This window comes from Streptomyces sp. NPDC093149, from assembly GCF_044754145.1.
In the GTDB taxonomy this organism is placed as follows: Bacteria; Actinomycetota; Actinomycetes; order Streptomycetales; family Streptomycetaceae; genus Streptomyces.
Window position 1 is genome coordinate 223887 of record NZ_JBIVON010000002.1, and the last position, 26682, is coordinate 250568.

Genomic DNA, 26682 nt, shown 5'->3' on the forward strand with positions numbered 1-26682 from the left:
ACAAAACCCCTGGCGGCTTCTCAGACCTCGCCCGCCGTACTCCGTACGTAAGCGAGCCCCGGGTATCCCTCCAGCTGGACTTCTTCTCCGGTGGGGACGAACCCCGTTCGGCTCAGGACCGCCTGTGAGGCCGGGTTGTCGTGTGTGGTTGCGGCCCGCAGTGTGGTCAGGCCGTACTCCTCGGCCGCCAGGGTGCAGAGGTGGCGGACGGTGGCGGTGGCCAGGCCTCGGCCGGTGGCCTTTTCGGCTACCCGGTAGCCGAGTTCGGCGGAGCCGTTCGCCGCGTCGACCAGGTTGAAGCGGCCCAGGATCACACCCTGGTCGTCCACCAGGACGTGGAAGTGGCAGTCACCCGTGGCCTGTTCGGCGAGGAGGGCCGCGAGGCGGGCGTCGAAGTTCGTGAAGTAGTCGTCGCCGCGGTCCGGGACCGATGCGGCGAAGAACGTGCGGTTCTCCTGCTCGAACGCGAGCAGGGCCGGGGCGTGGTCGGGGTGGAGACGCTGGAGGTCGGGCATGGCTGCACCCTACGGATCGGCGGCATGACGGGGCCATCGAGATTCCGGGGGCCGCCACCCCCGTCGTCGTGACGTGACAGTCGGGGCCCGATGTGTCACGTTCGCACGCGAGGTCATGGGTGGGTGGCCGTGCGGTACGGGAACGGCCCCGGCCGGGCCGGGGCCGCCCTCCGTGCCGTCGGTTCAGTCCGTGCCGTGGCACTCCCGGTACGTCCGGCCCGAGCCGCACCAGCACGCCGCGTTGCGGGCCGGGGGCCAGGGGGTCGCCCGGCCGCGGGCGGCGAGGGTGGTGGCGTACTGGGGGAGGAGGTCCGGGTCGGCCGGGGACGTGGCCTCCGAGGCGGCGAAGGCCTCGTACGACGGGACCGTGCCGGTCACGATGCCGAGGTTCGGGGTGCCCGCGTGGTGGAGGTCGCGGAGTGCGGCCTCCAGACGGGCCAGGTGGTCGGGATGGGAGGGGTACTCGCTGCGCAGGTTCGGGTACGCGGTGAGGAGTTCGTCGAGCTCGGCGGCCGGCCAGTGCAGCACCGCCACCGGGAACGGGCGGGACAGCGCGGTGCGGTACGTGCCCAGTTCGGCGCGGATGCGGGTGATCTCGGCCCGGAGCTCGCCCGGGTCCGAGGAGCCCAGCGCCCACAGGCGCTTCGGGTCGTGCAATTCGTCCAGCGGGACGGCGGCGGTGTGGAGGGTGTCTGCCAGTTCGTCCCAGACGTCGTGGTCGGTGCCCATCAGCCTGCGCACACGGTGGCGGCCGATCAGCAGCGACTGCGTGGCGTACGGGACCTCCTCGCCCGGCGTCAGGAGGAGGGTCAGCGCGGTCGTGAAGCAGTCGTGGGCCGCGGTCAGCTCGTCGTGCGATTCGAGAGTCTCGGCCGCGATCTCCCACGGCGCGGGGTCGAGCGGGCCCGCGGCGCGGATGCCGTCGAGGATCGCGCGGGCCTCGGCCTCGTGGCCGTACTCCCACAGGTTGGCCGCGTTCAGGGCCTTCACCAGGTGCGGGTGTTCGAGGTCGGGGGAGGCGAGCAGTTCGTCGTAGAGGGTGGTGGCGCGGGCGCGGTCGCCGGCGAGCTCCAGGTGGGCCGCGGCCTGGAGGAGCAGCGGCTCACGGTCCTCCGGATACTGCGCCGCGGTGCGCAGCAGGCGCTCGGCTTCGGTGGTGTGGTCGGCAGGCGTGTCGGGGCGCATGAATCACACCGTACTGCTGTACGGCACCTGCACGGAGGGCGGTTCCGGCTCTGGAGAGTTGGGGGACATGGCCCTATCGTGCGGGCCGTGCGGGAGCGGATACCGGTTGTGACACAGCGGAACTCGCGAGGGCGCAGGGCCGCCGCGCGCGGGCTCTGGACGGGTGCCGAGGTGGTGGTCACCCTCGGCGTCGTCCTGTTGTTGCTCGTTGTTCATCAGCTGTGGTGGACCAACCGGCAGGCCCGCGCCGACGCCCGGCACGAGGTGCGGGCCCTTCAACGGGAGTGGGCGGAGCCGGAACGGGAGAAAGCGGGGCAAGAAGGGAACGAGGGGCAGTCGCAGGGGGACGGCGACGGTGCGGGGGGCCGCGGCGGGTCCGGCCCCGGGGTCTCCGGTGGCCGTTCGTCCGCGGGACACACCGTACCCACCGGACCCCGCCGGGATCAGGCGTACGCCGTCATCCGCATCCCGCGGCTCGGGCTCGCCGCCCCCGTCGCCCAGGGCATCAGCAAGCGCGGGGTGCTCGACAAGGGGTACGTCGGGCACTACCCGGGCACCGCGCAGCCCGGCCGGGCGGGGAACTTCGCGCTCGCCGGGCACCGCAACACGCACGGCGAGCCCTTCCGGTACATCAACCGGCTGCGGCGCGGGGACCGGATCGACATCGAGACGCGGGACGCCGTCTACACGTACACCGTCGACCGGACGCTCGGGCAGACCAGTGCGCGCGACGGCGGTGTCATCGCGGCCGTCCCGCGCAGCAACGTGAAGCCGTACCCCGGCTACACCGCGGCCGGCTCCTATGTGACGCTCACTACGTGCACGCCCGAATTCACCTCCCGATACCGGCTTGTCGTATGGGGGAGGCTGACGGATGTCCGGGCGCGGTAGCGGTGCAGCCCGCTCGCCCTCGTGCACCAGGCCGTAAGGTTCCCTGACGTGCTCAGAAGACGTCCGCATCTGTTGTGGTTGCTGGTTCCCTACGCGCTGTACCTGGGGGCGCTGCCGTTCGTGAACCGGGTCCGTCCCGTGGTTCTCGGACTGCCGTTCCTCTTCGTGTGGCTGCTCGGCGCGACGCTGCTGACCCCCGTCGCCGTATGGCTGACCCGACGGGGGGACCGCCGGTGAACGCCACGATCGCGACCTCCGTCTTCGGGGTCTTCATGGCCGCCACCGTCGCCCTCGGGCTGCTCGCGATGCGCGGGCGGCGGAGCGGGAGCGGGGGCGGTGGCGGGCTCGCGGAGTGGTCCGTGGGCGGACGCAGCCTCGGGACCGTGTTCATCTGGGTGCTGATGGCCGGTGAGGGCTACACCAGCTTCAGCTACCTGGGCGCCGCGGGATGGGGCTACAACTACGGGGCGCCGGTGCTCTACGTGGTGGCGTACATGTCCTGCGGCTACGCCGTCGGCTATGTCGTCGGGCCGATGCTCTGGGCGTACGCGCGCAAGCACGGACTGGTCGGGATCACCGACATGGTGGCGCACCGCTTCGGGCGGCCCTGGCTCGGCGCGCTGGTCGCCGTCCTCGCCACCGTCTTCCTGCTGCCGTACATCCAGCTCCAGATCACCGGCATGGGCGTGGTCGTCTCGACCATCTCCTACGGTGCCATCAGCCTGAACTGGGCGTACTTCATAGCCTTCGCCGTCACCACCGGCTTCGTCGTGGTGAGCGGGCTGCGCGGCAGCGCGTGGGTGTCCGTCCTCAAGGACGTCCTCGTGATCGCCACGCTCGGCTTCCTCGCCTTCTACGTCCCGCTGCACTACTTCGACGGATACGGGCCCTTCCTCGACCGGCTCGTCACCGAGAAGAGCGAGTGGCTGACGTTCCCGGGGCACGGGGACAGCGGGCTCGGCCAGGCGTGGTTCATCACCACCTCGTTCCTCAACTCCCTCACCGTGGTGATCTTCCCGACGACCGTCGCCGGCTACCTCGGCGCGAAGAACGCCGACGTGCTGCGCCGCAACGCGATGCTGCTGCCCGCCTACAACGTGCTGCTCTTCGTGCCGATGCTGCTCGGCATGGCGGCTCTCTTCGTCGTGCCGGGGCTCGTCGGCGCCGAGTCCAACCTGGCCCTCTTCAAGCTCGTCGTGGACTCCCTGCCGGCCTGGACGGTCGGCATCATCGGTGTGGCCGCCGCGCTCTCGTCGATCGTGCCGATGGCCGTCTTCATGCTGGTCATCGGCACGATGTGGGGGCGCAGCGTGCTCTCGCTCGTGCCGCGGTGGGAGCGGCGGCAGAAGGGCGCCGCACAGACGGTCGTGGTGGTCGCGGGGGTGATCGCGCTCGTGCTCACGTACACCGCGCCGAACACCCTCGTGCGACTCTCCCTCATCTCGTACGAGGGGATGGCGCAGCTGCTCCCCATGGTGCTGCTGGGGCTGATGTGGCGGCGGTTGACCCTGCTCGGGGCGATGAGCGGGCTGGTCGTCGGGGTGGGCCTGGTGTGCGGGTTCGTGTTCACGGAGCACGATCCGTTGTGGGGGGTGAACGCGGGCATCGTGGCGCTCGCCGCCAACCTCGTCGTCGCGCTCGCCGTGACGTACGCCGGGCCGCGCGAACGCGACGACCGGCCGGACGACGACGTGCTCGCGCGCGACGAGATCGGCACCGAGGAGGACGGGCAGGAGATCAGCGGCGCTCGCGCAGGAACAGGACACTGACCGTCGCCACCAGGGCCAGGGCGACCGACAGCAACAGCGCGCCGTTCGCGCCCGAGCCCGTCGCGGCGATCGCGATCGTCAGGGCCACGCCCGCCGACGAGCCGATGTACCGGGCGGTGTTGTTCGCGCCCGAACCCATCGCCGCCCGTTCGGGCGGCACCGACTCGACCGCCAGACGCGGCAGCGCCGCGTTGAGCAGTCCGCTGCCGATGCCGGCCACGACCAGAGCGAGCAGCAGCCGCAGCCACAGCGACGCGCCGATGTGCGCGGTGCCCGCCGTGTCCAGGGTGCCCAGCAGCGACAGCACCGCCACCGCGTGCAGGACGAAGCCCACGGCCAGCTGGTGCCGGGCCGCGACCCGGCCCGCGAGCCGCCGCGCCTGCAACGCCACCACGAACGACGTACCGGACCAGAGCAGGAACAGCCAGGCCGTCCCCAGCGCCGACATTCCCAGGGCCTGCTGGAGCAGCGTCGGCAGACAGCTGAACAGACCGATCACCGACAGGCCGGTGAACAGCCCGCCGGCCGACGACGCCAGGAACAGGCGGCTGCGCAGCAGCGACAGATCGATCAGCGGCGCCGCGGCCCGGCGCTCCACCGCGACGAATCCGGCGGTCAGGGCCAGCGCGGCGAGCAGCAGCAGACCGATGGGCGCGCGCAGCCAGCCGTCCCGGCCGAGCGTCAGCGCGGCCAGCAGCGCCGTCATCGCGAGGCCCAGCGCCGCGGCCCCCGCCAGATCGGGGCGGCCACCGCGTGGCGCCCGGGACTCTTCGAGCGTACGGAACGCGAACACGCCCGTGAGCAGGGCCGCGAGCGCGAGCACGGCGTACGGGAGCCGCCAGTCGACGGAGCCGAGCGAGCCCGCGAGCAGCGGGCCGAGCGCGATGCCCGCGCTGACGAACGCGCCCCAGATCCCGGTCGCCCTGATCCTGGCCGCCCCGGCGGGGAACGCGCCGACCAGCAGGCCGAGGCTGGCCGCGAGGATCGCGGCGCTCGCCGCGCCCTGGGCCACGCGCGCCAGGGTGAAGGCGACGGTGGTGGTCGCGAGGGCGCCGAGGCCGGTGGTGACGCCGAGGGCGAGGGTGCCTATGAGGAAGAGCCGACGGCGGCCGTAGTCGTCGGCGAGGCTGCCGACGATCAGGAGGAAGACCGCGAGACCGAGCGGGGCGCCGTTGAGCAGCCAGGCCCGGCCGGACACGGGGGTGGCGAGGGCGGCGGAGATGCCGGGGACGGTCGTCATCGGCGCCGTGTAGTTCATCAGCGCGACGGCGGTGGCGGCCGCGGTGGTCGCGAGCGTGGCGCCGGGGCGGAGGGCGGCACGGCGGCGGGTGAGGGGGTCGGTGGCGACGGTGGCCGTCGGGGGGCGGGTCAGGGGCTGGGGCGGGGCATCACGGCTCCGGTGCGTCTCGGGTGTCTCCCGCGCGGCAGAGGGCTGCGGGGGACCGGGGCGTACGGGCTGTGCCATGGCTTCGCTCCAGGGACTGTGGGCTGCGGAGGGGGCTGACGGGCTGCTGTGGAACCGGGACCGGGACCGGTCCGGGCGGTCCGTTCGACGAGGAAGAGAGGGTCCAAGGTTCGGTCATTGAACTCATGCGTCCGTGCCGACGCTAGCACGGCAGGTTCGTTCATTGAACTGTCGCGGGGTAAAGTGGTCGCCATGGCTCTCGGCAAGGACTACGCGGCGCAGCAGTGCTCGATGGCCCGCGCGCTGGAGGTGGTCGGGGAGCGCTGGACGCTGCTGGTGGTCCGCGACGCCTTCTTCGGCGTACGCCGTTACAACGACTTCCTGGCCCACCTCGGCATGCCCCGCGCGGTGCTGGCCACCCGGCTCCAGTCCCTCATAGAGGCCGGAGTCATGGAGAAACGCCGCTACCAGGAGTCGCCGCCGCGCGACGAGTACGTCCTCACCGCCAGCGGCGAAGCCCTCTGGCCGGTCGTCCGTACCCTCGGGGCGTGGGGGCGCGACCACCTCCCCGGCACCCGGCGGATGCGCGTCTTCGTCCACGTCTCCTGCGGTACGGAACTGGGCGCGTACGGCGAATGCCCGGCCTGCGCGCTGCCCGTACCGCCCGGGGACGTCGAGATGCGGCCGGGCGAAGGACTCGATCCGGACCCTGCCGATCCGGTCGGCCGTGCCCTGCTGGTGCCGCACCGGCTGCTGCGACCTCTGGACACCGGACGCCCCTGAGCGCGGACGAGTGCGCCGGACTCATCGTGTATAACGGCTGGAGAGCCGAACGCACACCTGCGCGAGAAGCGTGTGGGCCGGCCGTCCGGCCGCGAAGGGGAAGAAGGGAGGGGCCGATGAGCGGTGACACGAAGCGTCTGCGCGGCGCCCTCGCCCGGCTGCTCCGCCCCGCCGGACTGCTGATCTTCTTCGTCACCGAAGTGCTCCTCGCCGAGGGCGGCAGCCTCCCCGCCGCCGTCGCGCTCGCCGCCACGGCCGCCGCCGGCTCCGCGCTCGTCGCCGCCTCCGTCATCAGCGCCCGTTGCGCCGTCCCCGTGCCCCGCACCCGGGTCCGTACGGCCATCCGCGACCGGGAGAAACGCACCGCGTTCCTGCCGCAGCGAGATCCTGACGCCAAGGGGCGCCGACGCCCCCGAGCCCCCGGCCGCGCCCTCCCGACGGCCGCGTAGGGGCTCACGCAGCAGCGAGCACCCCCCTCGCGGTCCGTCATGCCGAGTTCGTTCTTCTTCCCGGCACGACGAGACCCCCGGAGGGCTCACCCATGTCCGTCTTCATGTCCGCATTCGCCGGCCTGGTCGGTGGCCTGGCCGATGTGCTGCACCCGCTCTTCCAGACCGCGTCCGCCGCCGCCGCGATCGTGCTGTTCACGGCGCTCGTGCGGCTCGCCGTGCACCCGTTGTCGCGGGCCGCTGCGCGCGGACAGAAAGCCCGCACCAGGCTCCAGCCGCAGATCGCCGAGCTGCGCAAGAAGCACGGCAAGAACCCCGAGCGCATGCAGAAGGCGCTGATGGAACTGCACAAGGCGGAGAACGTCTCGCCGCTCTCCGGCTGCCTGCCGAGCCTTCTGCAGATGCCCGCCTTCTTCCTCCTCTACCACCTCTTCTCCAGCCGGACGATCGACGGCGACCCCAACGAGCTGCTCGGCCACCAGCTCTTCGGCGCCCCGCTCGGCGAGCGCTGGCAGGACGCGCTCGCGCACGGCGGGCCGTTCGGGGCGCAGGGCATGGTCTACCTCGGCCTGTTCGCGATCGTCGCCGTCGTGGCCACGTTCAACTTCCGGCGTACGAAGCGGCAGATGGCCGCCAACCCGGTCACCCCGGCCACCGGCCCCGACGGACAGCCGGTGCCGGGCATGGGCGCGATGACAAAGCTGATGCCGCTGATGTCCTTCGCCACCCTCTTCACCGTCTCCGTCGTGCCGCTCGCCGCCGCCCTGTACGTCGTCACCAGCACCACCTGGACCGCAGTCGAGCGGGCCGTCCTCTACCGCGACATGCCGGCCGCGGGCACCGCCGTGGCCACCGCTGCGTGACCGGGGCGGCGAGTGCGCCGGTCCAGTGTGTGAACAGGGTCTTGCGGAGTGATCGGATGTCTTGGACGATCGGACAAGCCTGCGGTGGCCGCCACCCATCCGACGGGCCCGATCTCTACCAAGGGGAGAAAGACCGTTGAAGCTGCTTCGTGTGGGAACGGCAGGTGCGGAACGGCCGGCGCTGCTGGACCGGGACGGAACCCTGCGTGACCTGTCGGGAATCGTCGCCGACATCGACAGTGCGCTGCTCGCCGACGAGTCCGCGCTCGCCCGGGTGCGGGCCGCCGCGGCCGCGCCCGGAGAGCTGCCCGCGCTCGATGCCGGGGGACTGCGGGTCGGGCCGCCGCTCGCCCGGATCGGCAAGATCGTGTGCATCGGGCTGAACTACCACGACCACGCCACCGAGACCGGTGCGGAGATTCCCACCGAGCCGATCCTGTTCTTCAAGGCGCCGGACACCGTCGTCGGGCCGCACGACACGGTGCTGGTGCCGCGCGGCAGCGTCAAGACCGACTGGGAGGTCGAGCTCGCCGTCGTCATCGGGCGCACCGCCCGATACCTGGAGTCCGCCGAGGAGGGACTCGCGCACGTCGCCGGATACGCGACCGCGCACGACGTCTCCGAGCGCGAGTTCCAGATCGAGCGCGGCGGCACCTGGGACAAGGGCAAGAACTGCGAGACGTTCAATCCGCTGGGGCCGTGGCTGGTCACGGCGGACGAGATCGCCGACCCGCAGGCGCTGCCGCTGAAGCTCTGGGTCAACGGTGAGCTGAAGCAGGACGGCACCACGGCCGACCAGATCTTCCCGGTGGGCGAAGTGGTCCGCTACCTCAGCCACTTCATGACCCTGTACCCCGGCGATGTGATCAACACCGGGACGCCTGCGGGGGTCGCGATGGGGCAGCCCGAGCCCAAGCCGTATCTGAGGGCCGGGGATGTCGTGGAGCTGGAGGTCACGGGGCTGGGGCGGCAGCGCCAGGAACTGAAGGACGCCTAAAGATCGGAGGGGTGGGGTGTCGCGTCGGTGGCGCCCCACCCCTCCTTCGCGTCATGCGCCGATCGTCGTCGCGAACTGTTCCAGCGCCTCGACCACCAGGGCGTGGTCCTCCGCCTGGGGCAGGCCCGAGACCGTGACCGAGCCGATGACGCCCGCGCCCTCGACCGCGATCGGGAACGAACCGCCGTGCGCGGCGTACGTGCCGGGGTCCAGGCGCGAGGCGTCGTCGAACGTCGTCCCCTTCGCCCGGAACCGGGTTCCCACCAGGTAGGAGCTCTCGCCGAACCGTTCCACGACCTTGCGCTTGCGGTCGATCCAGGCGTCGTTGTCGGCGCTCGATCCCGGCAGCGCGGCGTGGAAGAGCTGCTGTGCGCCGCGGCGGATGTCGATCGCGATCGGGGCGTGCCTCTCCCGGGCCATCGCGACGAGCAGGCCGCCGAGCGCGTAGGCGTCGTCGTAGCTGAAGTGCGGCAGCGTCAGTCGGCGCTCCTGGGCGATGAGCTCGGAGATGGTCGGAGCGGTGGGGTTCATACGGGCTGCTCCTCGTTGTCGGCGGAGGCGGACGGGGGTGCGGCTGGCAGGGTCACGGTGACGCCCTCGCGGGCCGAGCGGCGGGCGGCCTCCAGGACGTCCAGGGCCGCCGCGGCCTGCAGAGCGGTCACTGGATTGTCACCCCTTCCGCGCAGCGCGTCGGTGACCGCCGCGTAGTACGCGGGGTAGTCGCCCGGCTGCGTGCGGATCGGGGCGCCGCCGCCCGTCAGCGGGGACTCGCCCGAACCGATCCTGCCCCACAGCGTCTCGGGCTCCTCGCCCCACGGACCTCCCGGCGTCGGACGCGCTCCCGCGCGCAGGGCGGCCTCCTGCGGGTCGAGGCCGTACTTCACATAGCCGGCGTTCGAACCGAGCACCCGGAAGCGCGGACCGAGCTGGGCCGCGGTGGCGCTGACGTACAGATGCGAGCGGACCCCGTTCGCATGGGTGATCGCGAGAAACGTGTCGTCGTCGGCGGCGGCGCCGGGGCGGCGTACGTCGGACTCCGCGTACACCCGTACCGCCGGTCCGAACAGCACGAGCGCCTGATCGACGACATGGCTGCCCAGGTCGTACAGCAGTCCGCCGATCTCCTGCGGATCGCCCGACTCGCGCCAGCCGCCCTTCGGCTGCGGGCGCCACCGCTCGAAACGGGACTCGAAGCGCTGGACGTCCCCCAGCTCGCCGTCCGCGATCAGCCGGGCGAGCGTGAGGAAGTCGTTGTCCCAGCGGCGGTTCTGGAAGACCGAGAGCAGCAGCCCGCGCTCCTCGGCGAGGGCCGCGAGCTCCCGCGCCTCGGCGGCCGTACCGGCGACCGGCTTGTCCACGACGACCGGCAGACCCGCCCTGAGCGCGGCGGTCGCGATCGGGACATGGGTCCTGTTCGGCGAGGCGATCACGATGAGATCGAGTGCGTCCGCGCGGTCCCACAGCTCCTCGGGCGACGCGGCGAAACGCACGCCGGGGAACTCGGCGCGCGCCTGCGCCCGCCGCTCCTCGTTCGACGTGACGACCGTGTCGAGGACGAGGCCCTCGGTCGCGGCGATCAGCGGGGCGTGGAAGACGGAACCCGCCAGGCCGTAGCCGACGAGCCCGACGCGCAGGGGGGTCCCGGGCAGTCCGGGCGTCTCGTGAGTCGCGTTGCCAGTCATGCATGTCACTTAAGCAACGCTGTTGCCGAAGTGCAAGCGACAGGGACAATGGTGCGGTGAACAGGAGTAATAGCGGCGCGAACCTGCCGACGCTGCGCAGCCACAACGCGGCGCTGCTGCTGGATCTGCTGCGGGTGGCGGGCGAGCCCGGTATCAGCAGGCTCGAACTCGCCGAGCGCACCGGGCTCACACCGCAGGCCGTCAGCAAGATCACCGCCCGGCTGCGGGCCGACGGCCTGGTGGCCGAGGCGGGCCACCGGGCCTCCACCGGCGGCAAGCCGCGCACCGTGCTGCGGCTGGTGCCGGACGCCGGGTACGCGGTCGGTCTGCACCTCGACCGTGACGGGCTGACGGTGGTGCTCGTCGACCTGGCCGGCGCGGTCGCCGCGAGCCGCACCGCCCCACTGGACTTCGGCGCCCCGGCGGACGAGGTCCTCACGGCGGCGGCGGACGCGGTCGCGGCGGTGCGCGGCGCGGGTGCGGGGACGGCCGAGCGGGGCAGGGGCGTGTCGACCACGGACCGGCCGGTGCTCGGGGTCGGCGTGGCGGTGCCGGGGCCGCTCGACCACCGGGGCGGGGTGCTGCACCGCGTCACCGGGTTCCCGCAGTGGGACGGGTATCCGCTGCGGGACGCGCTCGCCGCGAGGACCGGGCTGCCCGTCGACGTCGACAAGGACACCAACGCCGCCGCCCTGGGGCTCGCCCTGCGCGCGGCCGGCACGGGCGATTTCGCCTATCTGCACCTCGGGACGGGGCTCGGCGCCGGGCTGGTCCTCGGCGGGGCGCTGCACCGCGGGGCCCGTACCGGGGCCGGTGAGTTCGGGCACCAGACCGTCCAGCTGGACGGCCCGGTGTGCGGCTGCGGCGGGCGGGGCTGCATCGAGGCGCTCTGTCTCGCCGCCGTCGCCCGCGGCGACGTCGCGGAGGCCGCCCGGGTGCTGGGCACCGGCGCCGCCAATCTCGTCGGGCTGCTCGACATCGACCGGGTGGTGCTCGGCGGCCGTACCGTCGCCGCCGATCCCGAGCCGTACGTACGGGGCGTCCGCGCCGTGATCGACGAGCGCGCCCGCCGGGGCGGCCCCGACGCGCCGGTGCCGGTCACCGCCGCACGAGGAGGGGACCGGCCGGTCGCGGAGGGAGCCGCACAACTGGTTCTGGCCCCGCTGTTCGGACGGGTCGGGAGCGCGGACACGGGCGAGCGCGGCGCGCGGCTGGGCTGATCGAGCGGTGCCCGGCGGCCGGCCGGCCGATCCACCGGCATGTCGGTGCCGGTCGCCTCGCGCGTGCGTGGCAGCGTCGCCGTCCAGGACCGGTGAACTCCGGCACACAAAGGCTGGGCGGGTGCTGAGGATCTTGGCCGGACCCGTGGCGGTCGGCACGCACGGCTCCGGCGCCTTGTGGTTGTACGCGTCGGCCGCCGCTCCCAGGTCCGGCCAAGGTCTTCAGCGCTCTCCCAGCCGACCGTCCCGCGAGCCGCGAAGGGTGATCCCCGCATGCCCTCCACACCACCCCCGTCCGCCACGCCCTCCCCGGCCGGCTCCGGGACGGGCCGCGCGGCCGACGCCGTATCGCCCTTCACGTCCGGCATCGCGTCCCTCCCCATGGCGAGCCCCGTGTCCCTCCCGCTCCCCGGCGGGGCGTCCATCCCCGTGTCCACCGCCTCCGCGCGGCCTCCCTCGCCGCCCCTGCGCGTGTCGCCGCTCCCCGGGCGGACGCGGCACGGGCTGGCGCTCGGGCTGGCGGCGGCGAGCGTGGTTCCCGCCGTTCTCGGCGGCGCGTCCGCCGCTCCGGCCGCCGCGGCGTCCTCGGCCGCCCCGGTCTCGAAGCCGGAGGCCGCCACCGCCGGCCAGCCGTCCGCCTGCGGCGATCCGGCGGCGAGCGAGTTCCCGATCAGCGCCCGTATCCGCGGCGGCCCGGACACCTACGCGTCCGGCGGCGGCTACGGGACCTGGTACCTGGACCTGACCAACACCACCACCGAGCCGTGCCGGGCCATCCATCCGGTGCTGGTCCTCACCGACGGGGACCGCAAGCTGACCTCCGGCCAGATCCAGCTGAAGTTCTCCGAACAGACCCGTCCCGAGGTGGAGCACCGGGTCAGCTGGGAGACCAGCGACCAGGACGAGCAGATCGGCGTCTTCGGCGACGACGGCGACACCTTCGAGGGCTTCACCGTCCCCGCGGGCGCAACCGTCACCGTCGAGGTCCGGATGGCGTTCACCTCCGACACCAGCCCGGGACGGATCACCGCCAACGCCGCGATCGTCCAGCGGCAGCACGGGGCGAGCGGCACGTCCGGGAAGGACGACGGGGCCTGGGTCGGTGAGACCGGCGACTACCCGTTCACCGTCGTCGACGACGGCGGCGGGACCGATGAGCCCGATGAGCCCGGGGGCATCGCCGGAACCGGGGACGTCGGCGAGCCCGCGGACGTCGGCGGAACCAAGGACACCGCCCACACCCCCCGCGACACCCCGCGTGACGCCGCGCCCGACGGGTCCCGGACCGTCGGTGGCGGCGAGACCCCGCGGCCGGTCCGGCCCGGCCGGGCCCCGGGGGAGAGCGGTCTGCCCGAGCTGGCCGCGACCGGCTCGGACGCCGTTGCGTACGCCGGCATCACCGTCGCCGGGTTCCTGATCGGCGGCGGGGCCATGGTGCTCCGGACCCGCCGTCCGCGCCGCCCCCGCCGCTGAACCGCCCTTTCCCGCCGCCTTCACGCCATCGGCCGTTCACGCGTGTTCATGTCCGTCTGCCACCATCGGGCGCGTGGACTACCCGCACGACCAGACACCTGGCGCACCCATCCGCTCCGGCATCCCGGAGCACGGCCGCATCCCCAAGTACTACGCGGTCAAGGCTCATGTCTCCCTCCTCATAGAGGAGTTGGGTGAAGGTGGCATGCTGCCCACCGAGCGCGATCTCGCCGAGCGCTACGAGGTCTCGCGCGAGACGGTGCGCCAGGCGCTGCGCGAACTGCTGCTGGAGGGGCGGCTCGCCCGCCAGGGGCGCGGCACCGTGGTCGCGGGCCCCAAGCTGGAGCAGCCGCTCTCGCTGGCGAGCTACACGGAGGGCGTGCGCCGCCAGGGCCGTACCCCCGGCCGCCGCCTCATCGGTCTGGAGCGGTTCCCCTGCCCCGAGGCGCTGGCCGCCGATATCGGGGTGGCGCGCGGCGAACCGGTCTGGCACCTGGAGCGGGTGCTGCTCGCCGACGACGACCGGGTCGGCCTGGAGAGCACCTACGTCTCCGTCGCCCGCGTACCGGATCTGGACACGGGGTTCGACCCCGACTCGTCCTTCTACGCCCATCTGCGCGACCGGCTCGGGATCTCCTTCGGCGACGCGGACGAGCGGATCGAGACCGTGCTCGCGACGCCGCGCGAGGCGCTGCTCATCGGTACACCGCCCGCGCTGCCCATGCTGCTGATCCACCGGATCTCGCGCGACACCGACGGCGAGCCGCTGGAGCGCGTACGGACCCTCTTCCGCGGGGACAGGTTCTCCTTCACCGCGCACCTGGGCGCGCAGGACGGGCGCTGAACGACCCCGGGGCGACGGTGGTCGGCCGACTTATTTTGATAACGAGAATATAACGGGTCTAGTCCAAGTTTGGGGCCCAGTTCACCCTCCCGTTGCCGCACCGATCCGTACGGGTCACCGGCCCCGAGGAGCGTGGCCGCCGTGAGAGTCATCGTCGTAGGAGCCGGCGTGGTGGGAACCATGCACGCCTGGCACGCAGTGAACCGCGGCCACGAGGTCGTACAGATCGAGCGAGAGAGCGAGGCGCGCGGGGCATCGCTCCGCAATTTCGGACAGATATGGGTCAGCGGCCGGGCCGGTGGCGAGGAACTGGAGACCGCCCTGCGCGCCCGTGAACTGTGGGAGGGCATCGGGGCCCGGGTCCCCGATCTCGGCTTCCGGGCCTGCGGCTCGCTCACCCCGCTCCGCACCGGACCGGAGATCGCCGTGGCCGAGGCGGCCGTCGCCCGCTCCGACGCGGCGGCCCGCGGCTACAAGCTGCTCACCGCCGACGAGGCCCGTGCGATCAACCCCGCGCTGCGCGGCGGATTCACCGCCGCCCTGTGGTGCGAGCGGGACGCCGCGGTCGAGCCGCGCACCGCCCAACTGGCCCTCAAGCGAGAGCTGTTGAAGTCGGGCCGGTATACGTACCTCGGCGGGCGCGAGGTCCGCGAGGTGGTGGGCACCGCCTCCGTCCGCGACGACCACGGCGATGTCCACACCGGTGACGCCGTGATCCTGGCCACCGGAGCCTGGCTCGGCGGACTCGTACGCGAACTGGCCGGCCCCGATCTGCCGGTGCGCCGCGTCCGGCTCCAGATGATGCAGACCGACCCGCTCGGCGAGCGGCTCACCACCTCCGTCGCCGACGCCGACAGCTTCCGCTACTACCCGGCGTACCGCAGCGAGGCGCTGGACACCCTCAACGCCGAACAGGCGCAGGAGCCCACCGCCGCACAGCACAGGATGCAGCTCCTGATGGTCCAGCGCCGCGACGGCGGACTGACCATCGGCGACACCCACGAGTACGAGCACCCCTTCTCCTTCGACACCGTCGAGGAGCCGTACGAGCACCTCACCGGAGTCGTCGAGTCCTTCCTCGGCCGCCCGCTGCCGAGGATCCGCCACCGCTGGGCCGGCGTCTACGCCCAGTGCACCGACACCAGCCGTGTCGTCCACCGCCGGCAGGTGCGGGACGGCGTCTGGCTGGTCACCGGTCCGGGCGGGCGCGGCATGACCTGCTCGCCCGCCATCGCCGAAACGACCGCCAACGAACTGGGCTGGTGAAGAAGTTGAGCAACACCTACACGTCGAACACCACCGACAGGCTGAACCTGATCGTCCTCGACATGGCCGGCACCACCGTCGCCGACGGCGGTCTCGTCGAGCAGGCGTTCTCCGTCGCGGCCGAGCGCCTCGGCGTGGAGCCGGGCTCCGCCGACCACGCGGAGAAGCTCGACCACGTGCGCGCCACCATGGGCGAGTCCAAGATCTCCGTCTTCCGTCACCTCTTCGGCGACGAGGACCGGGCCCAGCGGGCCAACACCGCCTTCGAGGAGGCGTACGGGGAGCTGGTGGGCGGCGGCCGGATCGCGCCGGTACCGGGCGCCCGCGAGGCCATCGAAAGGCTCAAGGCCGAGGGCCGGACCGTGGTCCTGTCCACCGGTTTCGCCCGCACCACCCAGGACGCCATCCTGGCCGCGCTCGGCTGGCAGGACCTGGTCGCCCTGACCCTCTGTCCGGCCGACGCGGGCGGTCGCGGCCGCCCCTACCCCGACATGGTCCTCGCCGCGTTCCTGCGCACCGGCGCCGTCGACGGTGTCCAGCGGATCGTGGTCGCGGGCGACACCTCGTACGACATGCTCAGCGGCGTGCGCTCCGGGGCCGGGATCGTCGCGGGTGTGCTCACCGGCGCCCACGACAAGGACCGGTTGACCCGTCACGGCGCCACACATGTGCTCGGCTCGGTCGCCGAGCTCCCGGACCTGATCGCGCGGGCAGAGGCATGACGGGCGGGGCCGACGCCGTCCGCAGCGGCATCAGGTTCGACCAGGTCAGCGTCGCGTACGGCAAGAACACCGTCCTCGACCGGCTCGATCTGGCCGTCGAACCCGGCGAGGTCATGGCGCTGCTCGGGCCCTCCGGGTCGGGCAAGACCACCGCCCTGCGCGCCGTCGCCGGATTCGTCCAGCCCGTCTCCGGCCGGGTGTACCTCGGCGACCGCGACGTCACCGGCCTGCCGCCGCACAGGCGCGGCATCGGCATGGTCGTCCAGCAGTACGCCCTCTTCCCGCACATGCGGGTCCGGGACAACGTCGCCTTCGGGCTCAAGGCCCGCAAGGCCGCCAAGGCGGAGATCCCCGAGCGGGTCGCCGAGGCGCTCGAACTCGTCGGCATGGCCGGCTACGCCGAGCGCTACCCGCGCGAACTCTCCGGCGGCCAGCAGCAGCGCGTCGCCATCGCCCGCGCGCTGGCCATCCGCCCCGGCGTTCTCCTGCTGGACGAGCCGCTCTCCGCGCTCGACGCCCAGCTGCGCTCCGGAATGCTCGCCGAACTGGCGCGACTGCACCGGGAGCTGCCGGACGTCTCCATCCTGTACGTCACCCACGACCAGGTCGAGGCACTCACCCTCGCCGACCGGATCGCGGTCATGGACAAGGCGCGGCTGCAGGACTGCGGCACCCCGCAGGAGCTGTACCGCCGTCCGCGTACCGAGTTCACGGCGTCGTTCGTCGGCAACGCCAATCTGCTGCCGGTCACCGTCGCCGACGGCGCCGACACCGTCGACTTCGCGGGGCGCGCGCTCGACGTACCGACCGGCGAAGTGCCCGGCGGTGCCACCGCCACGCTGTGCGTCCGGCCCCACCTGGTCGGGCTCGGCGACGGGCCCAACGCGCTGAGCGGCACCATCGCCGAGGTCCAGTGGCGGGGCTCCACGCACCGGCTGTACGTCGACATCGACGGGCACCGGGTCAAGGCGGACCTCCGCGAACTGCGCGAGACCCCGGCGCTCGGGGACAAGGTCACGCTGCACTTCGCGGCCGAGGACGCGGTACTGCTCCCCGTGGGTGCGGCGCCGGGAGCCGGAGGAGGGGCCGATGGCTAGGGTCTTTCGTTCGGATCAGGCCGGATCAGGGAGCGGGGTTCGGTGCTGTGGATCGCAAGGCGGAGGAGGGAGGAACGGCGGAGCCATGGCGACCGACGACAACGCGGCGAGGCGCGGCACCGAACCCCGCGAGCCCGGCGTGATCCAAACGAGAGGCCCCGGCACCGCGCACCCCGTCACGCCCGGCATCACGGCGGCGAAGGCGCCCCGCCGGCGCACCGGCGGCAGCGGGACCGGCCCGTACGGGGCGACGCCCCCGGCGGCCGGCCCGCAGGCCCCGGCCCGCGAGGCCCGCCGCATCCCCCGCTTCGTCTGGGCGCTGCCGCCCGTCGCCGTCCTCGCGCTCGTCTTCCTCTACCCGCTGGCTCTCGTCGTCCAGCAGTCCTTCGGCCCGGACGAGGGCGGCACCTCGCTCGCCCCGTACGGCGAGGTGTTCGCCTCCGAGTCGTTCCGCTCCGCGCTGACGACCACCGTCTGGCTGGCGGCCGGCTCGACCGTCGGATGCCTGGTGCTGGGCTTCGTCCTGGCCATGGTCATCGCGTTCGTACCGTTCCCCGGCGGCAAGGCGGTCGCCAAGTTCATCGACGTCTTCCTCTCCTTCCCGTCGTTCCTGATCACGCTCGCCCTGCTGTTCATCTACGGCAGCGTCGGCATGGCCAACGGCCTCTGGACGGACGTCACCGGGGCGTCGAACGGCCCCTTCGACTTCCTCACCACCCCGTGGGGCGTCCTGCTCGCCGAGATCACCTACTTCACCCCGTTCGTGATGCGCCCACTGCTCGCCGCGTTCTCCCAGCTCGACAGCGCGCAGCTGGAGGTGGCGTCCTCGCTGGGCGCGAAGCCGGCCCGGATCGTGCGGCAGGTGATCCTCCCCGAGGCGGTCCCCGCGCTCGCGGCGGGCGGCAGCCTCGTCCTCGTGATGTGTCTCAACGAGTTCGGCATCGTGCTGTTCACCGGCGCGAAAGGGGTCACGACCCTGCCGATGCTCGTCTACAGCAAGGCGATCCTGGAGTCCGACTACCCGGCGGCCTGTGTCGTCGCAGTCGTCAACATCGCGATCTCCGTGGGTCTCTACAGCCTGTATCGGATGGTGAGCCGCCGTGTTGGTGCATAGCCGTACGGGGAAGTGGGCCGCCTGGGCCGTGTTCTTCGTGCTCTTCGTTCCCCTGTTCGCGGTGCCGCTGCTGGTCGTTCTGGCCGCGTCGTTCACCACCAACTGGTCCGGCGCCTTCCCCTCGGGGCCGACCACCGGGCATTACGCGGCCGCGACCGGCGGCGACTCCCTGCAGGCCCTGACCACCAGCCTGATCACCGCCGTCAGCGCCAGTCTGCTCGCCCTCACCGTCGGTTCCTGGGCCGCCCTGGCCGCCGCCTCGCTGCGCAGCCGCGGCAGAAGGTTCCTCGACGCGCTGTTCATGCTGCCGGTCGCCGTGCCGTCCGTCGTCGTGGGCCTCGCCGTGCTCGTCGCCTTCAGCAAACCGCCGATACTGCTGAACGGGACGAGCTGGATCGTGATCCTGGCGCACACGATTCTTGTCACGGCGTTCGCCTATTCGTCGGTTTCGGCGGCGACAGTACGTCTCGACCCGATGTACGAACAGGCGGCGGCCAGTCTCGGTGCCCGACCCTCGTACGTCCTGTGGCGCATCAAGCTGCCGCTCCTGCTGCCGTCCCTCACGGCGGCGGCGGGGCTCTGCTTCGCGCTGTCCATGGGTGAGCTGAGCGCCACGATGATGCTCTACCCGCCGGACTGGACACCGCTCCCGGTGCAGATCTTCGCGGCCACCGACCGCGGCTCGCTCTTCACCGGAGCGGCCGTCGCCGTGGTCCTGATGGGAACGACGCTGCTCGTGCTGCTCGGCGTCTCCCGGATCCGCACCAGGGCCTCGTTCCGCTGATCCGCCGACACTCCCGTACTGACTCCGGCCGGCTCCCGGCCGACTTCCAGGAGATACGACTGCCATGCGCAAGAACCACCTCAAGCCCATAGCCGCCGTCACCGGCTGCCTCGCCCTCGCCGCCACCCTCTCCGCCTGCGGCGGCTCCTCGGCCGCTTCCGACGAGAAGGTCGTGACCGTCTACAGCGCCGACGGCCTCAAGGGCGAGAACGGCGACGGCTGGTACGACAAGGTCTTCAAGGACTTCGAGAAGAAGACCGGCATCAAGGTCGAGTACGTGGAGGGCGGCTCCGGCGAGATGGTGCAGCGCGCCGTCCGCGAGAAGTCCAACACCCAGGCCGATGTGCTGGTCACGCTGCCGCCGTTCATCCAGCAGGCCGACAGGAAGGGGCTGCTGGCGGCGTACGCGCCGGCCGGTTCCGACCAGGTCGACGGCGCCGACAAGGCGTCCGACTCCAAGTGGACCTCGGTCGTCAACAACTACTTCGGGTTCATCTACAACAAGAAGGAGCTGAAGACGGCACCCACCACCTGGGAGGAGCTGCTCGACGGCAGGTTCAAGAACAAGATCCAGTACTCCACCCCCGGAGTCGCCGGTGACGGTACGGCCGTACTCATCAAGGCCATGCACGACTTCGGCGGCAAGGAGCCGGCGATGGCGTACCTGAAGAAGCTCCAGGCCAACAACGTCGGCCCGTCCGCCTCCACCGGCAAGCTCGCCCCCAAGGTCGACAAGGGCGAACTGCTCGCCGCCAACGGCGATGTCCAGATGAACTACGCGCAGTCCAAGGACATGCCCAACCTCGGCATCTGGTTCCCCGCGAAGGAGGGCGGCAAGCCCACCACGTTCGCCCTGCCCTACGCGGCCGGCCTGGTCGACAAGGCCCCGCACAGCGCCAACGGCAAGAAGCTGCTCGACTTCATGCTCTCCGAGCAGGCCCAGAAGGACGTCAGCGCGGTCGGCGGAGGGTTCTCCGCCCGCAAGGACGTCGAGGCCACCGACGCCAACGCCCTCGCGCTCGCCAAGCTGATGGACGGCGTCGAGGTCTTCGCGCCCGACTGGTCGGACATCGGCACCCACCTGGACACGTACGTCGGGGCCTGGAAGTCGGCCACCGGCAGCTGACCGCGGCCCGGAGACGCATCGCGGGGAAACCGGGCCCCGGTCCATCGTCGCAAAAAGGTAACGGGTCTGGGCCGTCCGGTCGGATCACGCCGGCTGGTCCAACCGGACGGCCGTGGTCCCGGCCCCGGCTCGCACCGAGCGCTCCGGCACTACCTGCCGGTCGAACGGACGCTCTAAAATCGGGGACGTCGGCGCTGCACAACGCGGTGCCGCCGGCGTCCCCGCACACGGCGTACGGCAGGAGTCCCACATGGCAGAGCGCAAGCCGATCTCATCCTGGCTCACCGACATGGACGGAGTCCTGATCCACGAGGGGACACCGATCCCCGGGGCGGATGCCTTCATCAAGCGGCTGCGGGACTCGGGGTTGCCCTTCCTGGTCCTCACGAACAACTCGATCTACACCGCGCGTGATCTGCACGCCCGCCTCGACCGCATGGGTCTCGACGTGCCCGTGGAGAACATCTGGACCTCCGCCCTGGCCACCGCCCAGTTCCTGGACGACCAGCGGCCCGGCGGCACGGCGTACGTCATCGGAGAGGCCGGGCTCACCACCGCTCTGCACGACATCGGCTACGTCCTCACCGACCACGACCCCGATTACGTGGTCCTCGGCGAGACCCGTACGTACAGCTTCGAGGCGCTCACCAAGGCGATCCGGCTGATCAACGGCGGCGCCCGCTTCATCTGCACCAACCCGGACGAGACCGGCCCGTCCGCCGAGGGCCCGCTGCCCGCGACCGGGTCCGTCGCCGCCCTCATCACCAAGGCCACCGGCAAGGCCCCGTACTTCGCGGGCAAGCCCAATCCGCTGATGATGCGCACCGGGCTCAACGCGATCGGGGCCCACTCCGAGTCCAGCGCCATGATCGGCGACCGGATGGACACCGACGTGCTGGCCGGACTGGAGGCCGGGATGCAGACGTTCCTGGTCCTGACCGGCCTCACCGCCGTCCCCGACATCGACAAGTACCCCTTCCGGCCGTCCAGGGTCGTCGATTCCATCGCCGACCTGGTCGACCTCATCGACGCGGACTGAGCCCGGCGGGCGCCGCCAGGAGAGGCGCGGGGGCGATCCGGGGCGGTCCCCGCGCGCCCCGTACCCCCCGCTCCTGCGGATGCGGAATGCCGACGCAGGCGTGAACCTTTCCTGAGGAGGTTTACGATGCGTTCCATACCCCTCACGTTCTGTGCCGTCGCGGTGGTCGTGGCGACCCTGGTGCCGGCTTCCGCCGCGCTGGCCGACTCCGGCACCGGTTCCGGCCCGGGGACGGGCTCCGGCAGTCGCGCCGGCCTCTCGGTGACCCCGCTCTCCGCCGCCCCGGGCGACGGGGTGGACCTGCGGCTGGACGGCTGCGAGGGCAAGGAGGCCAAGGGCGAATCCGATGCCTTCGCCTCCGGGACACGGTTCTCGCCCGCCACGGACGGGGGCCTCTTTGCCGCGGCCCGGATCAGCTCGGACGCCTCCCCGGGCGACCACGACATCCGGGTCGTCTGCTCGGACGGCCGAGGCACCACGATGTCCGGCAAGGTCACGGTCGCCGACCGGAACAGACCCACGCCGCTGGCCCCGGTCCGCGCCGGAGGGGGCGGGACCGCCCTGCTCAACGAACAGAGTGCCCATCGGAGCGGCCCCGGCCTCGTGCACGCGGTGATCGGCCTGGCCCTGGCCGCCGTCGCGGTCGTCGTCGTCGTGTTCCGCAGCGTGCGCCGTCGCCGTCCGGCCAAGGACTGACGTGTCCGCCCCGGACCGCTCCTCGGACCACGGCCGACTGCTCACCGGAGTGGCCTGGGCCGTCCTGCTGATGGGCCTGTGGCTCTGGGGCCGCGACATCACCGACGGCTCCGGCGCCAGTTCCGCCCCGACCACCGGCGACATCGCCGCGGTCGGACGCCCGCTCGGCGTCCCGCTGCCCCCGCCGCACGACCCGGTCGAGGGCTCCGTGCCGAAGCGGGTCGAGATCCCGTCGCTCGGCATCGAGGCGCCCGTGATCGCCCGGGGCCTGGACGGGGACGGCGCGATCGAACCACCGTCGTTCGACACGCCCCGGACCGTCGGCTGGTACGGCGACGGCACCCAGCCCGGCGCGAAGGGCCCCGCCCTCTTCGTCGGCCACGTCGACACCGAGACCGAGCCGGCCGTCTTCTACGGACTGAGCGCGGCCCGCCCCGGCGCCAAGGTCGAGGTGACCCGCGCGGACGGCAGCGTCGCCGAATTCACCGTCGACGACGTCCAGGTCCTCACCCGTGAACGCTTCAACGCCGACAAGGCCTACGGCCCCCGTAAGCGGGGCCGCGCGGAACTCCGCCTGATCACCTGCGGCGGCACCTACGACCGGGCATCGCACTCCTACGACGCGAATGTGGTTGTGTCGGCCTATCTGACCGGAAGGAAGTCCGGCGGGAGCGACGGCGCCTGAGGCCGTGGGCGGCGGACGGATTCGCCGTCGATGTGTCCAACTTCCGTACCACGGCGGACAGTACGGGAGCCGTACGGCATCGTCCCGGCCATCGGGTCGATCCGCACGCCCGAGGCACCCGTCCCCGGGACCGGAGCACAACTCGGTTCCGCGAGAATCCAGTTCGGGGCGGACGCCGGGTAGAAGATGATCAACTCGGTGACTGTCGAGGAGTTTGCCCTCGGGGGGCGGGAAGAAGCCCGTCCGGTACTGATCGAGGTCGTCCCGTACGCCCCCGCGGTCGGCGCGGCTGCCGGGTGAGGGGATCCGTCCACGCGGTCGGGCCCTCGCCGAGCTGTGGGGGCCGTGCTCGGTCCGCGCGGTGCGGGCCCTCCTGTGGCGGAGGAGTTTCGGGCCGCTGGGTGACGGGACGGTGACCGCGTGTCCGTGGCGGGCCGGCCGTGCGCGGGGCGCGCGTCGGCTGTGTGGCGGTCGCGCGATGCTCGCGAAGGCGGCGATGCGGAGGCCTTCTTCGGAAACGAACAAGGCCCCCTCACGCGTAGTGAGGGGGCCTTGACTCTGCGTGCGCCGCCAGGGACTCGAACCCCGGACCCGCTGATTAAGAGTCAGCTGCTCTAACCAACTGAGCTAGCGGCGCCTGCTGACCTGGAGAACTCTACCCGAAGGTGGGGCGTGCTCCTGACCATTTCCAGCCCCTCACGGCCTGTCGGATGGTCGTTTTTTCTCTTCTGTCCGTCAAAATGCATTATGTCAGGAGAGTTGAGACACTGACGCCCGTGCAGATGCGCCCAAAGATCTTGACGAGTGCGGAGGGGAATCGCATGACTGTGCCGGCTTTCGAGGAGTACGTGCCCGCCATCGACTGCATCTGTGCGGGGTGCGCCGCGCAACGGCGAACCGCCGCCGGTGCCTTGCCCGTGCGGTACGGAGGTCATCCGGCCGCACATGGCGCGCGCCGTGCGCTGGTGCTGGTCACCGCGGCCGGCGTGGTGCTGAGCACCGGCGCGGCGGAGGCGGCGAGCGCGCCGGGCGGCCGGCCGGTGGAGTCGACCGGAGCCGCCCGGACGGACGGGACGACGGCGTCGACGGTTCCGGCGGACCCGGCCGACGAGGGCGACCCGCTCGCCCTGGCCGACGGGGATCCGGACAGCCCGCAGGGCAGGCCCGGACCGCTGAAGGGCGCGGGGGCCTCGGGCCCGCCCTCGTCCACGGGCAGCACGCTGCCCAGGACCAGCAGGGCCGCGATCATCAACCGCGCGAAGAAGTGGGTGGCCGCGCAGGTTCCGTACAGCATGAACAAGTACTGGTCCGACGGATACCGGCAGGACTGCTCCGGCTATGTGTCGATGGCCTGGAACCTGCCCGGCAACGAGTGGACCGGCAGCCTCGCCAAGTTCGGGCAGCGGATCGCGAGGAAGGATCTGCAGCCGGGCGACATCCTGCTCTTCCACAATCCGGCGAACCCCGCGAAGGGCTCGCACGTCACGATCTTCGGCGGCTGGACCGACTACACGCACACCCACTACACGGCGTACGAGCAGACGAAGCCGCACACCCGCAAACAGACGACGCCCATGGCGTACTGGACCAACTCCGGCAAGTACGTCGCCTACCGGTACAAGGGTCTCAGCAGCGGGAGCGGCAGCGCAGGCAGCGGTCCGTCGTCGTCGACGGGGTTCCCGGGCGCCGGGAAGTTCGGTCCCGGGGCGAGCAACGAGTACGTCACCCGGCTCGGGAAGATGCTCGTGGAGCGGGGCGGCAAACGTTTCTACAAGGTCGGTCCCGGCCCCGTCTGGGGCGACGCCGACCGGCTCGCGACCCAGGCCTTCCAGAAGGCGCAGGGCTGGAAGGGCAAGGAGGCGGACGGGATCCCCGGCCCCGGCACCTGGCGGTTGCTGATCGGCGGAACCGGTCGTGACGTCCCCACCGGAAGCGGAGACGGCCAGGGGGGTTCGAACTCCGATTCGACGTTCCCGGGCCGCGGCCATTTTCGGCCCGGCCAGTCCAACAGCCATGTCGACAGGCTCGGCAAGCAGTTGGTGAAGAAGGGATACGGCACGTACTACCGGTCGGGACCGGGACCCCGCTGGACCGAGGCGGACCGGCGCAATGTCGAGGCCTTCCAGCGGGCCCAGGGCTGGCGGGGCGGAGCGGCCGACGGCTACCCCGGTCCGGAGACCTGGCGGCGACTCTTCGCGTGACACGACGGCGGACATGCATGACGGAGGCGGGAATGGGATCCACGGTGTCGGACAGCTCCGGAACCCCGGAGAACGGGAGGGGACGGGAAGAGGAGCAGGGGGGCGACGGGGGGCCGGGCGCGATTCCGGTTCCGGGGGCGGGCGGGGGGCCGGACGGTGCTCCGGGGGCGGAGGCGGCTCCCGGCCGGGCGGCCGGTGCGGGCCCGGGGCCGGGTTCCGCCCCGGACGTGGGGTCGGGCGCGGGGCCGGACTCCGTGGTCGACCTCGTGCTGGACCTGGTGCCGAGGAAGTCCGTGGACCCCGCGACGCTCGGCGCGGCCTCGGCCGCCGTGTCGGTCCCGGCCATGGGTACCGCAGCTGTCCCGGCCGCGGGCACCGCACACGTTCCGGCCATGGGCACCCCACCGCTCCCGGCCGCGGGCACCGCACACGTTCCCAAGGCCATGGGCACCGCAGCTGTCCCGGTCGCGGCTTCGGGCAGCGCGGCCGTCGAGGACTCGGTGCCGGGCCCCGCGCCCGTGCCGGCCTTGGCCGGGCACCGCACCGGGCCCGGTTCCGACACGCCGTTCCCGTCCCCCTCCTCCCGGCACCGGGCGGCAGTCGACACCGTCTTCGGCCCCCTTCCCGTCTCCGGGGGCGACGGGGCCGAGCGGTCCGGCGGCAGCCCGTGGGGCGCCGGGCGGCACCACGCCGTCATCGCGGGTGAGCGGACCGCGTCCATTCCCGTGCACCTGCTCTTCCGCGAGGATTCCGCACACGCCGACGCCGCCGCGCTCCCCGCCGGTGTGCTGCCCGGGGGAGCCGACGGCGGCGGTCCGACGGTGCGGGTGCGGCGACCGCCCGCGCCGAGGGGACCGCAGGTGCGGCCGTCGACGAGGCCGGCACCGGTCGGTGACCCCCGGCTGGCCGAGCGGCCGGGGCCCGCGCTGCCCGGCTGGGTCGCGCTGCTCGCCGGACTGGCCGGGATCGCCGCGGGGTTCGCCGTCCTCTGGTGGGTCGGCGCGCTGCCCGCCGCCGTGCCCGACCGGCTCGGGATCGGCTCGCGTCCGTACCACGGAATCGGCCTCGGGGCCTGGGCGGCGCTCGCCGCGCTGGTCACGGTGGTGCTCTTTGCTCTCGGCGGTCTGAGCCGCGGACGGGTCGGGTACGCCTGGGTGCTGACGCTCTTCGGCGAGTACCGGGGGAGTGCGCGCCGGACCGGACTGATGTGGATCAGCCCCCTGCTGCTGCGCCGCCGGGTCGACGTACGCCTGCGGCACTGGCGCAGCGAACCGCTCCCCTCGGTGGACGCCAACGGTACGGCGCTGCGCGTCGTCGTCCTCGTCGTGTGGCGGATCAGGGACACCGCACGGGCGACGCTAGGGGTCGCCGACCACGAGGCGTATCTGCGCGAGCAGGTCGAGGCGGCGATGGCCCGGGTCCTTTCGCAACTGCCCGCCGACGCGTTCCACGAGGACGCGCACACGCTGCGCGACGCGGAGGCGGTCGGTGACGCGCTGACCCGGATGCTCAAGGCCGACTGCGAACCCGTGGGCATCGAGGTGTACTCGGCGCAGCCGACCGGCATCGAGTACGCGCCCGAGGTCGCCGCGGCCATGCAGCGGCGCAGGATCGCCGCCATCGACGCCAAGCACCGTGACAGCGTGCTGACTTCGGTGGTCGACGCGGTGGACGACACTGTCAACCGGCTCACCGCGAGGGGGATCGTGGAGCTGGACGACTATGAACGGAAGTCGCTGGTCAAGGACTTGACGGTGGCTTTCTACACCGGACGCAGCAGCGGGGAGGGGGCCTGAGGGACTCGTGGGGGCGCTCGGGAGGCGAAGCGGAATCCAACTCCCATTGGTCTGGACATGTTCATGCCCCGTCAATAATC

Annotated in this window: 26 protein-coding genes and 1 tRNA gene; 21 read left to right on the forward strand and 6 right to left on the reverse strand. The window is 72.3% G+C overall.

All coding sequences use genetic code 11. The annotated features are described in order from the left end of the window. Positions 1 to 20: 20 nt before the first annotated feature. Both ACIQCZ_RS07565 and ACIQCZ_RS07570 read right to left on the reverse strand, forming a co-directional pair. Complete coding sequence (locus tag ACIQCZ_RS07565; protein ID WP_402280494.1) at positions 21 to 515, reverse strand: GNAT family N-acetyltransferase; 495 nt, start codon at positions 513 to 515, stop codon at positions 21 to 23. Between the two features lie 183 nt (positions 516 to 698). Beyond that, a complete protein-coding gene (locus ACIQCZ_RS07570; RefSeq protein ID WP_402280496.1) occupies positions 699 to 1700 on the reverse strand; it encodes an SEC-C metal-binding domain-containing protein in 1002 nt (333 codons plus the stop codon). A gap of 108 nt (positions 1701 to 1808) precedes the next feature. Between ACIQCZ_RS07570 and ACIQCZ_RS07575 the strand changes: the two genes are divergently transcribed. The 3 genes from ACIQCZ_RS07575 (at position 1809) to ACIQCZ_RS07585 (ending at position 4360) form a co-directional block, all read left to right on the forward strand. Beyond that, the gene (locus tag ACIQCZ_RS07575) at positions 1809 to 2591 is read left to right on the forward strand and encodes a class E sortase (RefSeq protein ID WP_402280497.1); all 783 of its coding nucleotides are present in this window, start codon (positions 1809 to 1811) and stop codon (positions 2589 to 2591) included. 78 nt (positions 2592 to 2669) lie between these two features. Continuing rightward, positions 2670 to 2828 carry a DUF3311 domain-containing protein gene (locus ACIQCZ_RS07580; protein WP_389732798.1) on the forward strand — a complete coding sequence of 53 codons (159 nt, stop codon included), beginning with the start codon at positions 2670 to 2672 and terminating at the stop codon, positions 2826 to 2828. After that, on the forward strand, positions 2825 to 4360 hold the full coding sequence (locus ACIQCZ_RS07585; protein WP_402280499.1) for a sodium:solute symporter: 1536 nt from the start codon (positions 2825 to 2827) through the stop codon (positions 4358 to 4360). Before ACIQCZ_RS07580 ends, ACIQCZ_RS07585 begins: the two co-directional genes overlap by 4 nt. Here ACIQCZ_RS07585 and ACIQCZ_RS07590 read toward each other — a convergent pair. Further along, positions 4329 to 5825 carry an MFS transporter gene (locus tag ACIQCZ_RS07590; protein WP_402280500.1) on the reverse strand — a complete coding sequence of 499 codons (1497 nt, stop codon included), beginning with the start codon at positions 5823 to 5825 and terminating at the stop codon, positions 4329 to 4331. The genes ACIQCZ_RS07585 and ACIQCZ_RS07590 overlap by 32 nt on opposite strands. A 192-nt stretch (positions 5826 to 6017) precedes the next feature. Between ACIQCZ_RS07590 and ACIQCZ_RS07595 the strand changes: the two genes are divergently transcribed. From ACIQCZ_RS07595 to ACIQCZ_RS07610, 4 genes are all read left to right on the forward strand, one after another. Then, positions 6018 to 6548 (forward strand): winged helix-turn-helix transcriptional regulator, encoded by a 531-nt coding sequence (locus tag ACIQCZ_RS07595; protein WP_402280502.1) that lies wholly within the window; start codon positions 6018 to 6020, stop codon positions 6546 to 6548. 116 nt (positions 6549 to 6664) lie between these two features. After that, the gene (locus tag ACIQCZ_RS07600) at positions 6665 to 6997 is read left to right on the forward strand and encodes a DUF6412 domain-containing protein (RefSeq protein WP_402280504.1); all 333 of its coding nucleotides are present in this window, start codon (positions 6665 to 6667) and stop codon (positions 6995 to 6997) included. Positions 6998 to 7089: 92 nt separating this feature from the next. Further along, on the forward strand, positions 7090 to 7860 hold the full coding sequence (locus tag ACIQCZ_RS07605) for a YidC/Oxa1 family membrane protein insertase (RefSeq protein ID WP_402280505.1): 771 nt from the start codon (positions 7090 to 7092) through the stop codon (positions 7858 to 7860). Between the two features lie 136 nt (positions 7861 to 7996). After that, entirely contained in the window at positions 7997 to 8857 is an 861-nt protein-coding gene (locus ACIQCZ_RS07610; protein ID WP_402280506.1) for a fumarylacetoacetate hydrolase family protein, read from the forward strand. 51 nt (positions 8858 to 8908) lie between these two features. Here the strand turns inward: ACIQCZ_RS07610 and ACIQCZ_RS07615 are convergent, their stop codons facing one another. Beyond that, positions 8909 to 9388: a heme-degrading domain-containing protein gene (locus ACIQCZ_RS07615; RefSeq protein ID WP_351073328.1), complete on the reverse strand. Its 480-nt coding sequence runs from the start codon at positions 9386 to 9388 to the stop codon at positions 8909 to 8911. Beyond that, a complete protein-coding gene (locus tag ACIQCZ_RS07620) occupies positions 9385 to 10539 on the reverse strand; it encodes a Gfo/Idh/MocA family oxidoreductase (RefSeq protein ID WP_402280508.1) in 1155 nt (384 codons plus the stop codon). The genes ACIQCZ_RS07615 and ACIQCZ_RS07620 overlap by 4 nt, the downstream gene beginning before the upstream one ends. A 56-nt stretch (positions 10540 to 10595) precedes the next feature. Here ACIQCZ_RS07620 and ACIQCZ_RS07625 point away from each other — a divergent pair, with 56 nt between their 5' ends. The 12 genes from ACIQCZ_RS07625 to ACIQCZ_RS07680 all read left to right on the forward strand — a co-directional run bounded on the left by ACIQCZ_RS07625 (position 10596) and on the right by ACIQCZ_RS07680 (position 22605). Then, complete coding sequence (locus ACIQCZ_RS07625) at positions 10596 to 11759, forward strand: ROK family protein (RefSeq protein WP_402280510.1); 1164 nt, start codon at positions 10596 to 10598, stop codon at positions 11757 to 11759. A 273-nt stretch (positions 11760 to 12032) separates the two neighbouring features. Continuing rightward, positions 12033 to 13232, forward strand: coding sequence for a hypothetical protein (locus tag ACIQCZ_RS07630; protein ID WP_402280512.1), 1200 nt, complete (start codon positions 12033 to 12035; stop codon positions 13230 to 13232). A 73-nt stretch (positions 13233 to 13305) separates the two neighbouring features. After that, entirely contained in the window at positions 13306 to 14076 is a 771-nt protein-coding gene (locus tag ACIQCZ_RS07635) for a GntR family transcriptional regulator (RefSeq protein WP_351073320.1), read from the forward strand. A gap of 141 nt (positions 14077 to 14217) precedes the next feature. Then, positions 14218 to 15342, forward strand: coding sequence for a TIGR03364 family FAD-dependent oxidoreductase (locus tag ACIQCZ_RS07640; protein WP_402280515.1), 1125 nt, complete (start codon positions 14218 to 14220; stop codon positions 15340 to 15342). Next, a complete protein-coding gene (locus tag ACIQCZ_RS07645) occupies positions 15339 to 16064 on the forward strand; it encodes a phosphonatase-like hydrolase (RefSeq protein ID WP_402280517.1) in 726 nt (241 codons plus the stop codon). Before ACIQCZ_RS07640 ends, ACIQCZ_RS07645 begins: the two co-directional genes overlap by 4 nt. Continuing rightward, positions 16061 to 17161, forward strand: coding sequence for an ABC transporter ATP-binding protein (locus ACIQCZ_RS07650; protein ID WP_402280518.1), 1101 nt, complete (start codon positions 16061 to 16063; stop codon positions 17159 to 17161). Before ACIQCZ_RS07645 ends, ACIQCZ_RS07650 begins: the two co-directional genes overlap by 4 nt. A gap of 85 nt (positions 17162 to 17246) precedes the next feature. Next, positions 17247 to 18275 carry a 2-aminoethylphosphonate ABC transporter permease subunit gene (locus ACIQCZ_RS07655; protein WP_402280520.1) on the forward strand — a complete coding sequence of 343 codons (1029 nt, stop codon included), beginning with the start codon at positions 17247 to 17249 and terminating at the stop codon, positions 18273 to 18275. Next, on the forward strand, positions 18262 to 19059 hold the full coding sequence (locus ACIQCZ_RS07660; RefSeq protein ID WP_402280522.1) for an ABC transporter permease: 798 nt from the start codon (positions 18262 to 18264) through the stop codon (positions 19057 to 19059). Before ACIQCZ_RS07655 ends, ACIQCZ_RS07660 begins: the two co-directional genes overlap by 14 nt. A gap of 64 nt (positions 19060 to 19123) precedes the next feature. Beyond that, positions 19124 to 20185: a 2-aminoethylphosphonate ABC transporter substrate-binding protein gene (locus tag ACIQCZ_RS07665; RefSeq protein ID WP_402280524.1), complete on the forward strand. Its 1062-nt coding sequence runs from the start codon at positions 19124 to 19126 to the stop codon at positions 20183 to 20185. Positions 20186 to 20435: 250 nt separating this feature from the next. Further along, positions 20436 to 21224, forward strand: a complete 789-nt coding sequence (locus tag ACIQCZ_RS07670) for an HAD-IIA family hydrolase (RefSeq protein ID WP_402280525.1) — start codon at positions 20436 to 20438, stop codon at positions 21222 to 21224. Positions 21225 to 21350: 126 nt separating this feature from the next. Next, the gene (locus tag ACIQCZ_RS07675) at positions 21351 to 21920 is read left to right on the forward strand and encodes a hypothetical protein (RefSeq protein WP_402280527.1); all 570 of its coding nucleotides are present in this window, start codon (positions 21351 to 21353) and stop codon (positions 21918 to 21920) included. 1 nt (position 21921) lies between these two features. Continuing rightward, entirely contained in the window at positions 21922 to 22605 is a 684-nt protein-coding gene (locus ACIQCZ_RS07680; protein ID WP_402280529.1) for a class F sortase, read from the forward strand. A 563-nt stretch (positions 22606 to 23168) separates the two neighbouring features. Here ACIQCZ_RS07680 and ACIQCZ_RS07685 read toward each other — a convergent pair. Further along, positions 23169 to 23242, reverse strand: a tRNA-Lys gene (locus ACIQCZ_RS07685). Between the two features lie 184 nt (positions 23243 to 23426). Here ACIQCZ_RS07685 and ACIQCZ_RS07690 point away from each other — a divergent pair. Together ACIQCZ_RS07690 and ACIQCZ_RS07695 are read left to right on the forward strand one after the other, a co-directional pair. Beyond that, a complete protein-coding gene (locus ACIQCZ_RS07690) occupies positions 23427 to 24806 on the forward strand; it encodes a peptidoglycan-binding protein (protein ID WP_402280530.1) in 1380 nt (459 codons plus the stop codon). Between the two features lie 32 nt (positions 24807 to 24838). Further along, a complete protein-coding gene (locus tag ACIQCZ_RS07695) occupies positions 24839 to 26602 on the forward strand; it encodes an SPFH domain-containing protein (RefSeq protein WP_402280532.1) in 1764 nt (587 codons plus the stop codon). Positions 26603 to 26682 lie beyond the last annotated feature (80 nt).

What these genes read in the sequence shown, in the direction of transcription:
- ACIQCZ_RS07650 (WP_402280518.1), top strand. Translation starts at nt 16,061, where the DNA reads ATGACGGGCGGGGCCGACGCCGTCCGCAGCGGCATCAGGTTCGACCAG.
- ACIQCZ_RS07690 (WP_402280530.1), top strand. Translation starts at nt 23,427, where the DNA reads ATGACTGTGCCGGCTTTCGAGGAGTACGTGCCCGCCATCGACTGCATC.
- ACIQCZ_RS07695 (WP_402280532.1), top strand. Translation starts at nt 24,839, where the DNA reads ATGGGATCCACGGTGTCGGACAGCTCCGGAACCCCGGAGAACGGGAGG.
- ACIQCZ_RS07605 (WP_402280505.1), top strand. Translation starts at nt 7,090, where the DNA reads ATGTCCGTCTTCATGTCCGCATTCGCCGGCCTGGTCGGTGGCCTGGCC.
- ACIQCZ_RS07590 (WP_402280500.1), bottom strand. Translation starts at nt 5,825, where the DNA reads ATGGCACAGCCCGTACGCCCCGGTCCCCCGCAGCCCTCTGCCGCGCGG.
- ACIQCZ_RS07570 (WP_402280496.1), bottom strand. Translation starts at nt 1,700, where the DNA reads ATGCGCCCCGACACGCCTGCCGACCACACCACCGAAGCCGAGCGCCTG.
- ACIQCZ_RS07615 (WP_351073328.1), bottom strand. Translation starts at nt 9,388, where the DNA reads ATGAACCCCACCGCTCCGACCATCTCCGAGCTCATCGCCCAGGAGCGC.
- ACIQCZ_RS07620 (WP_402280508.1), bottom strand. Translation starts at nt 10,539, where the DNA reads ATGACTGGCAACGCGACTCACGAGACGCCCGGACTGCCCGGGACCCCC.
- ACIQCZ_RS07670 (WP_402280525.1), top strand. Translation starts at nt 20,436, where the DNA reads ATGGCAGAGCGCAAGCCGATCTCATCCTGGCTCACCGACATGGACGGA.
- ACIQCZ_RS07630 (WP_402280512.1), top strand. Translation starts at nt 12,033, where the DNA reads ATGCCCTCCACACCACCCCCGTCCGCCACGCCCTCCCCGGCCGGCTCC.
- ACIQCZ_RS07595 (WP_402280502.1), top strand. Translation starts at nt 6,018, where the DNA reads ATGGCTCTCGGCAAGGACTACGCGGCGCAGCAGTGCTCGATGGCCCGC.
- ACIQCZ_RS07655 (WP_402280520.1), top strand. Translation starts at nt 17,247, where the DNA reads ATGGCGACCGACGACAACGCGGCGAGGCGCGGCACCGAACCCCGCGAG.
- ACIQCZ_RS07565 (WP_402280494.1), bottom strand. Translation starts at nt 515, where the DNA reads ATGCCCGACCTCCAGCGTCTCCACCCCGACCACGCCCCGGCCCTGCTC.
- ACIQCZ_RS07665 (WP_402280524.1), top strand. Translation starts at nt 19,124, where the DNA reads ATGCGCAAGAACCACCTCAAGCCCATAGCCGCCGTCACCGGCTGCCTC.
- ACIQCZ_RS07675 (WP_402280527.1), top strand. Translation starts at nt 21,351, where the DNA reads ATGCGTTCCATACCCCTCACGTTCTGTGCCGTCGCGGTGGTCGTGGCG.
- ACIQCZ_RS07600 (WP_402280504.1), top strand. Translation starts at nt 6,665, where the DNA reads ATGAGCGGTGACACGAAGCGTCTGCGCGGCGCCCTCGCCCGGCTGCTC.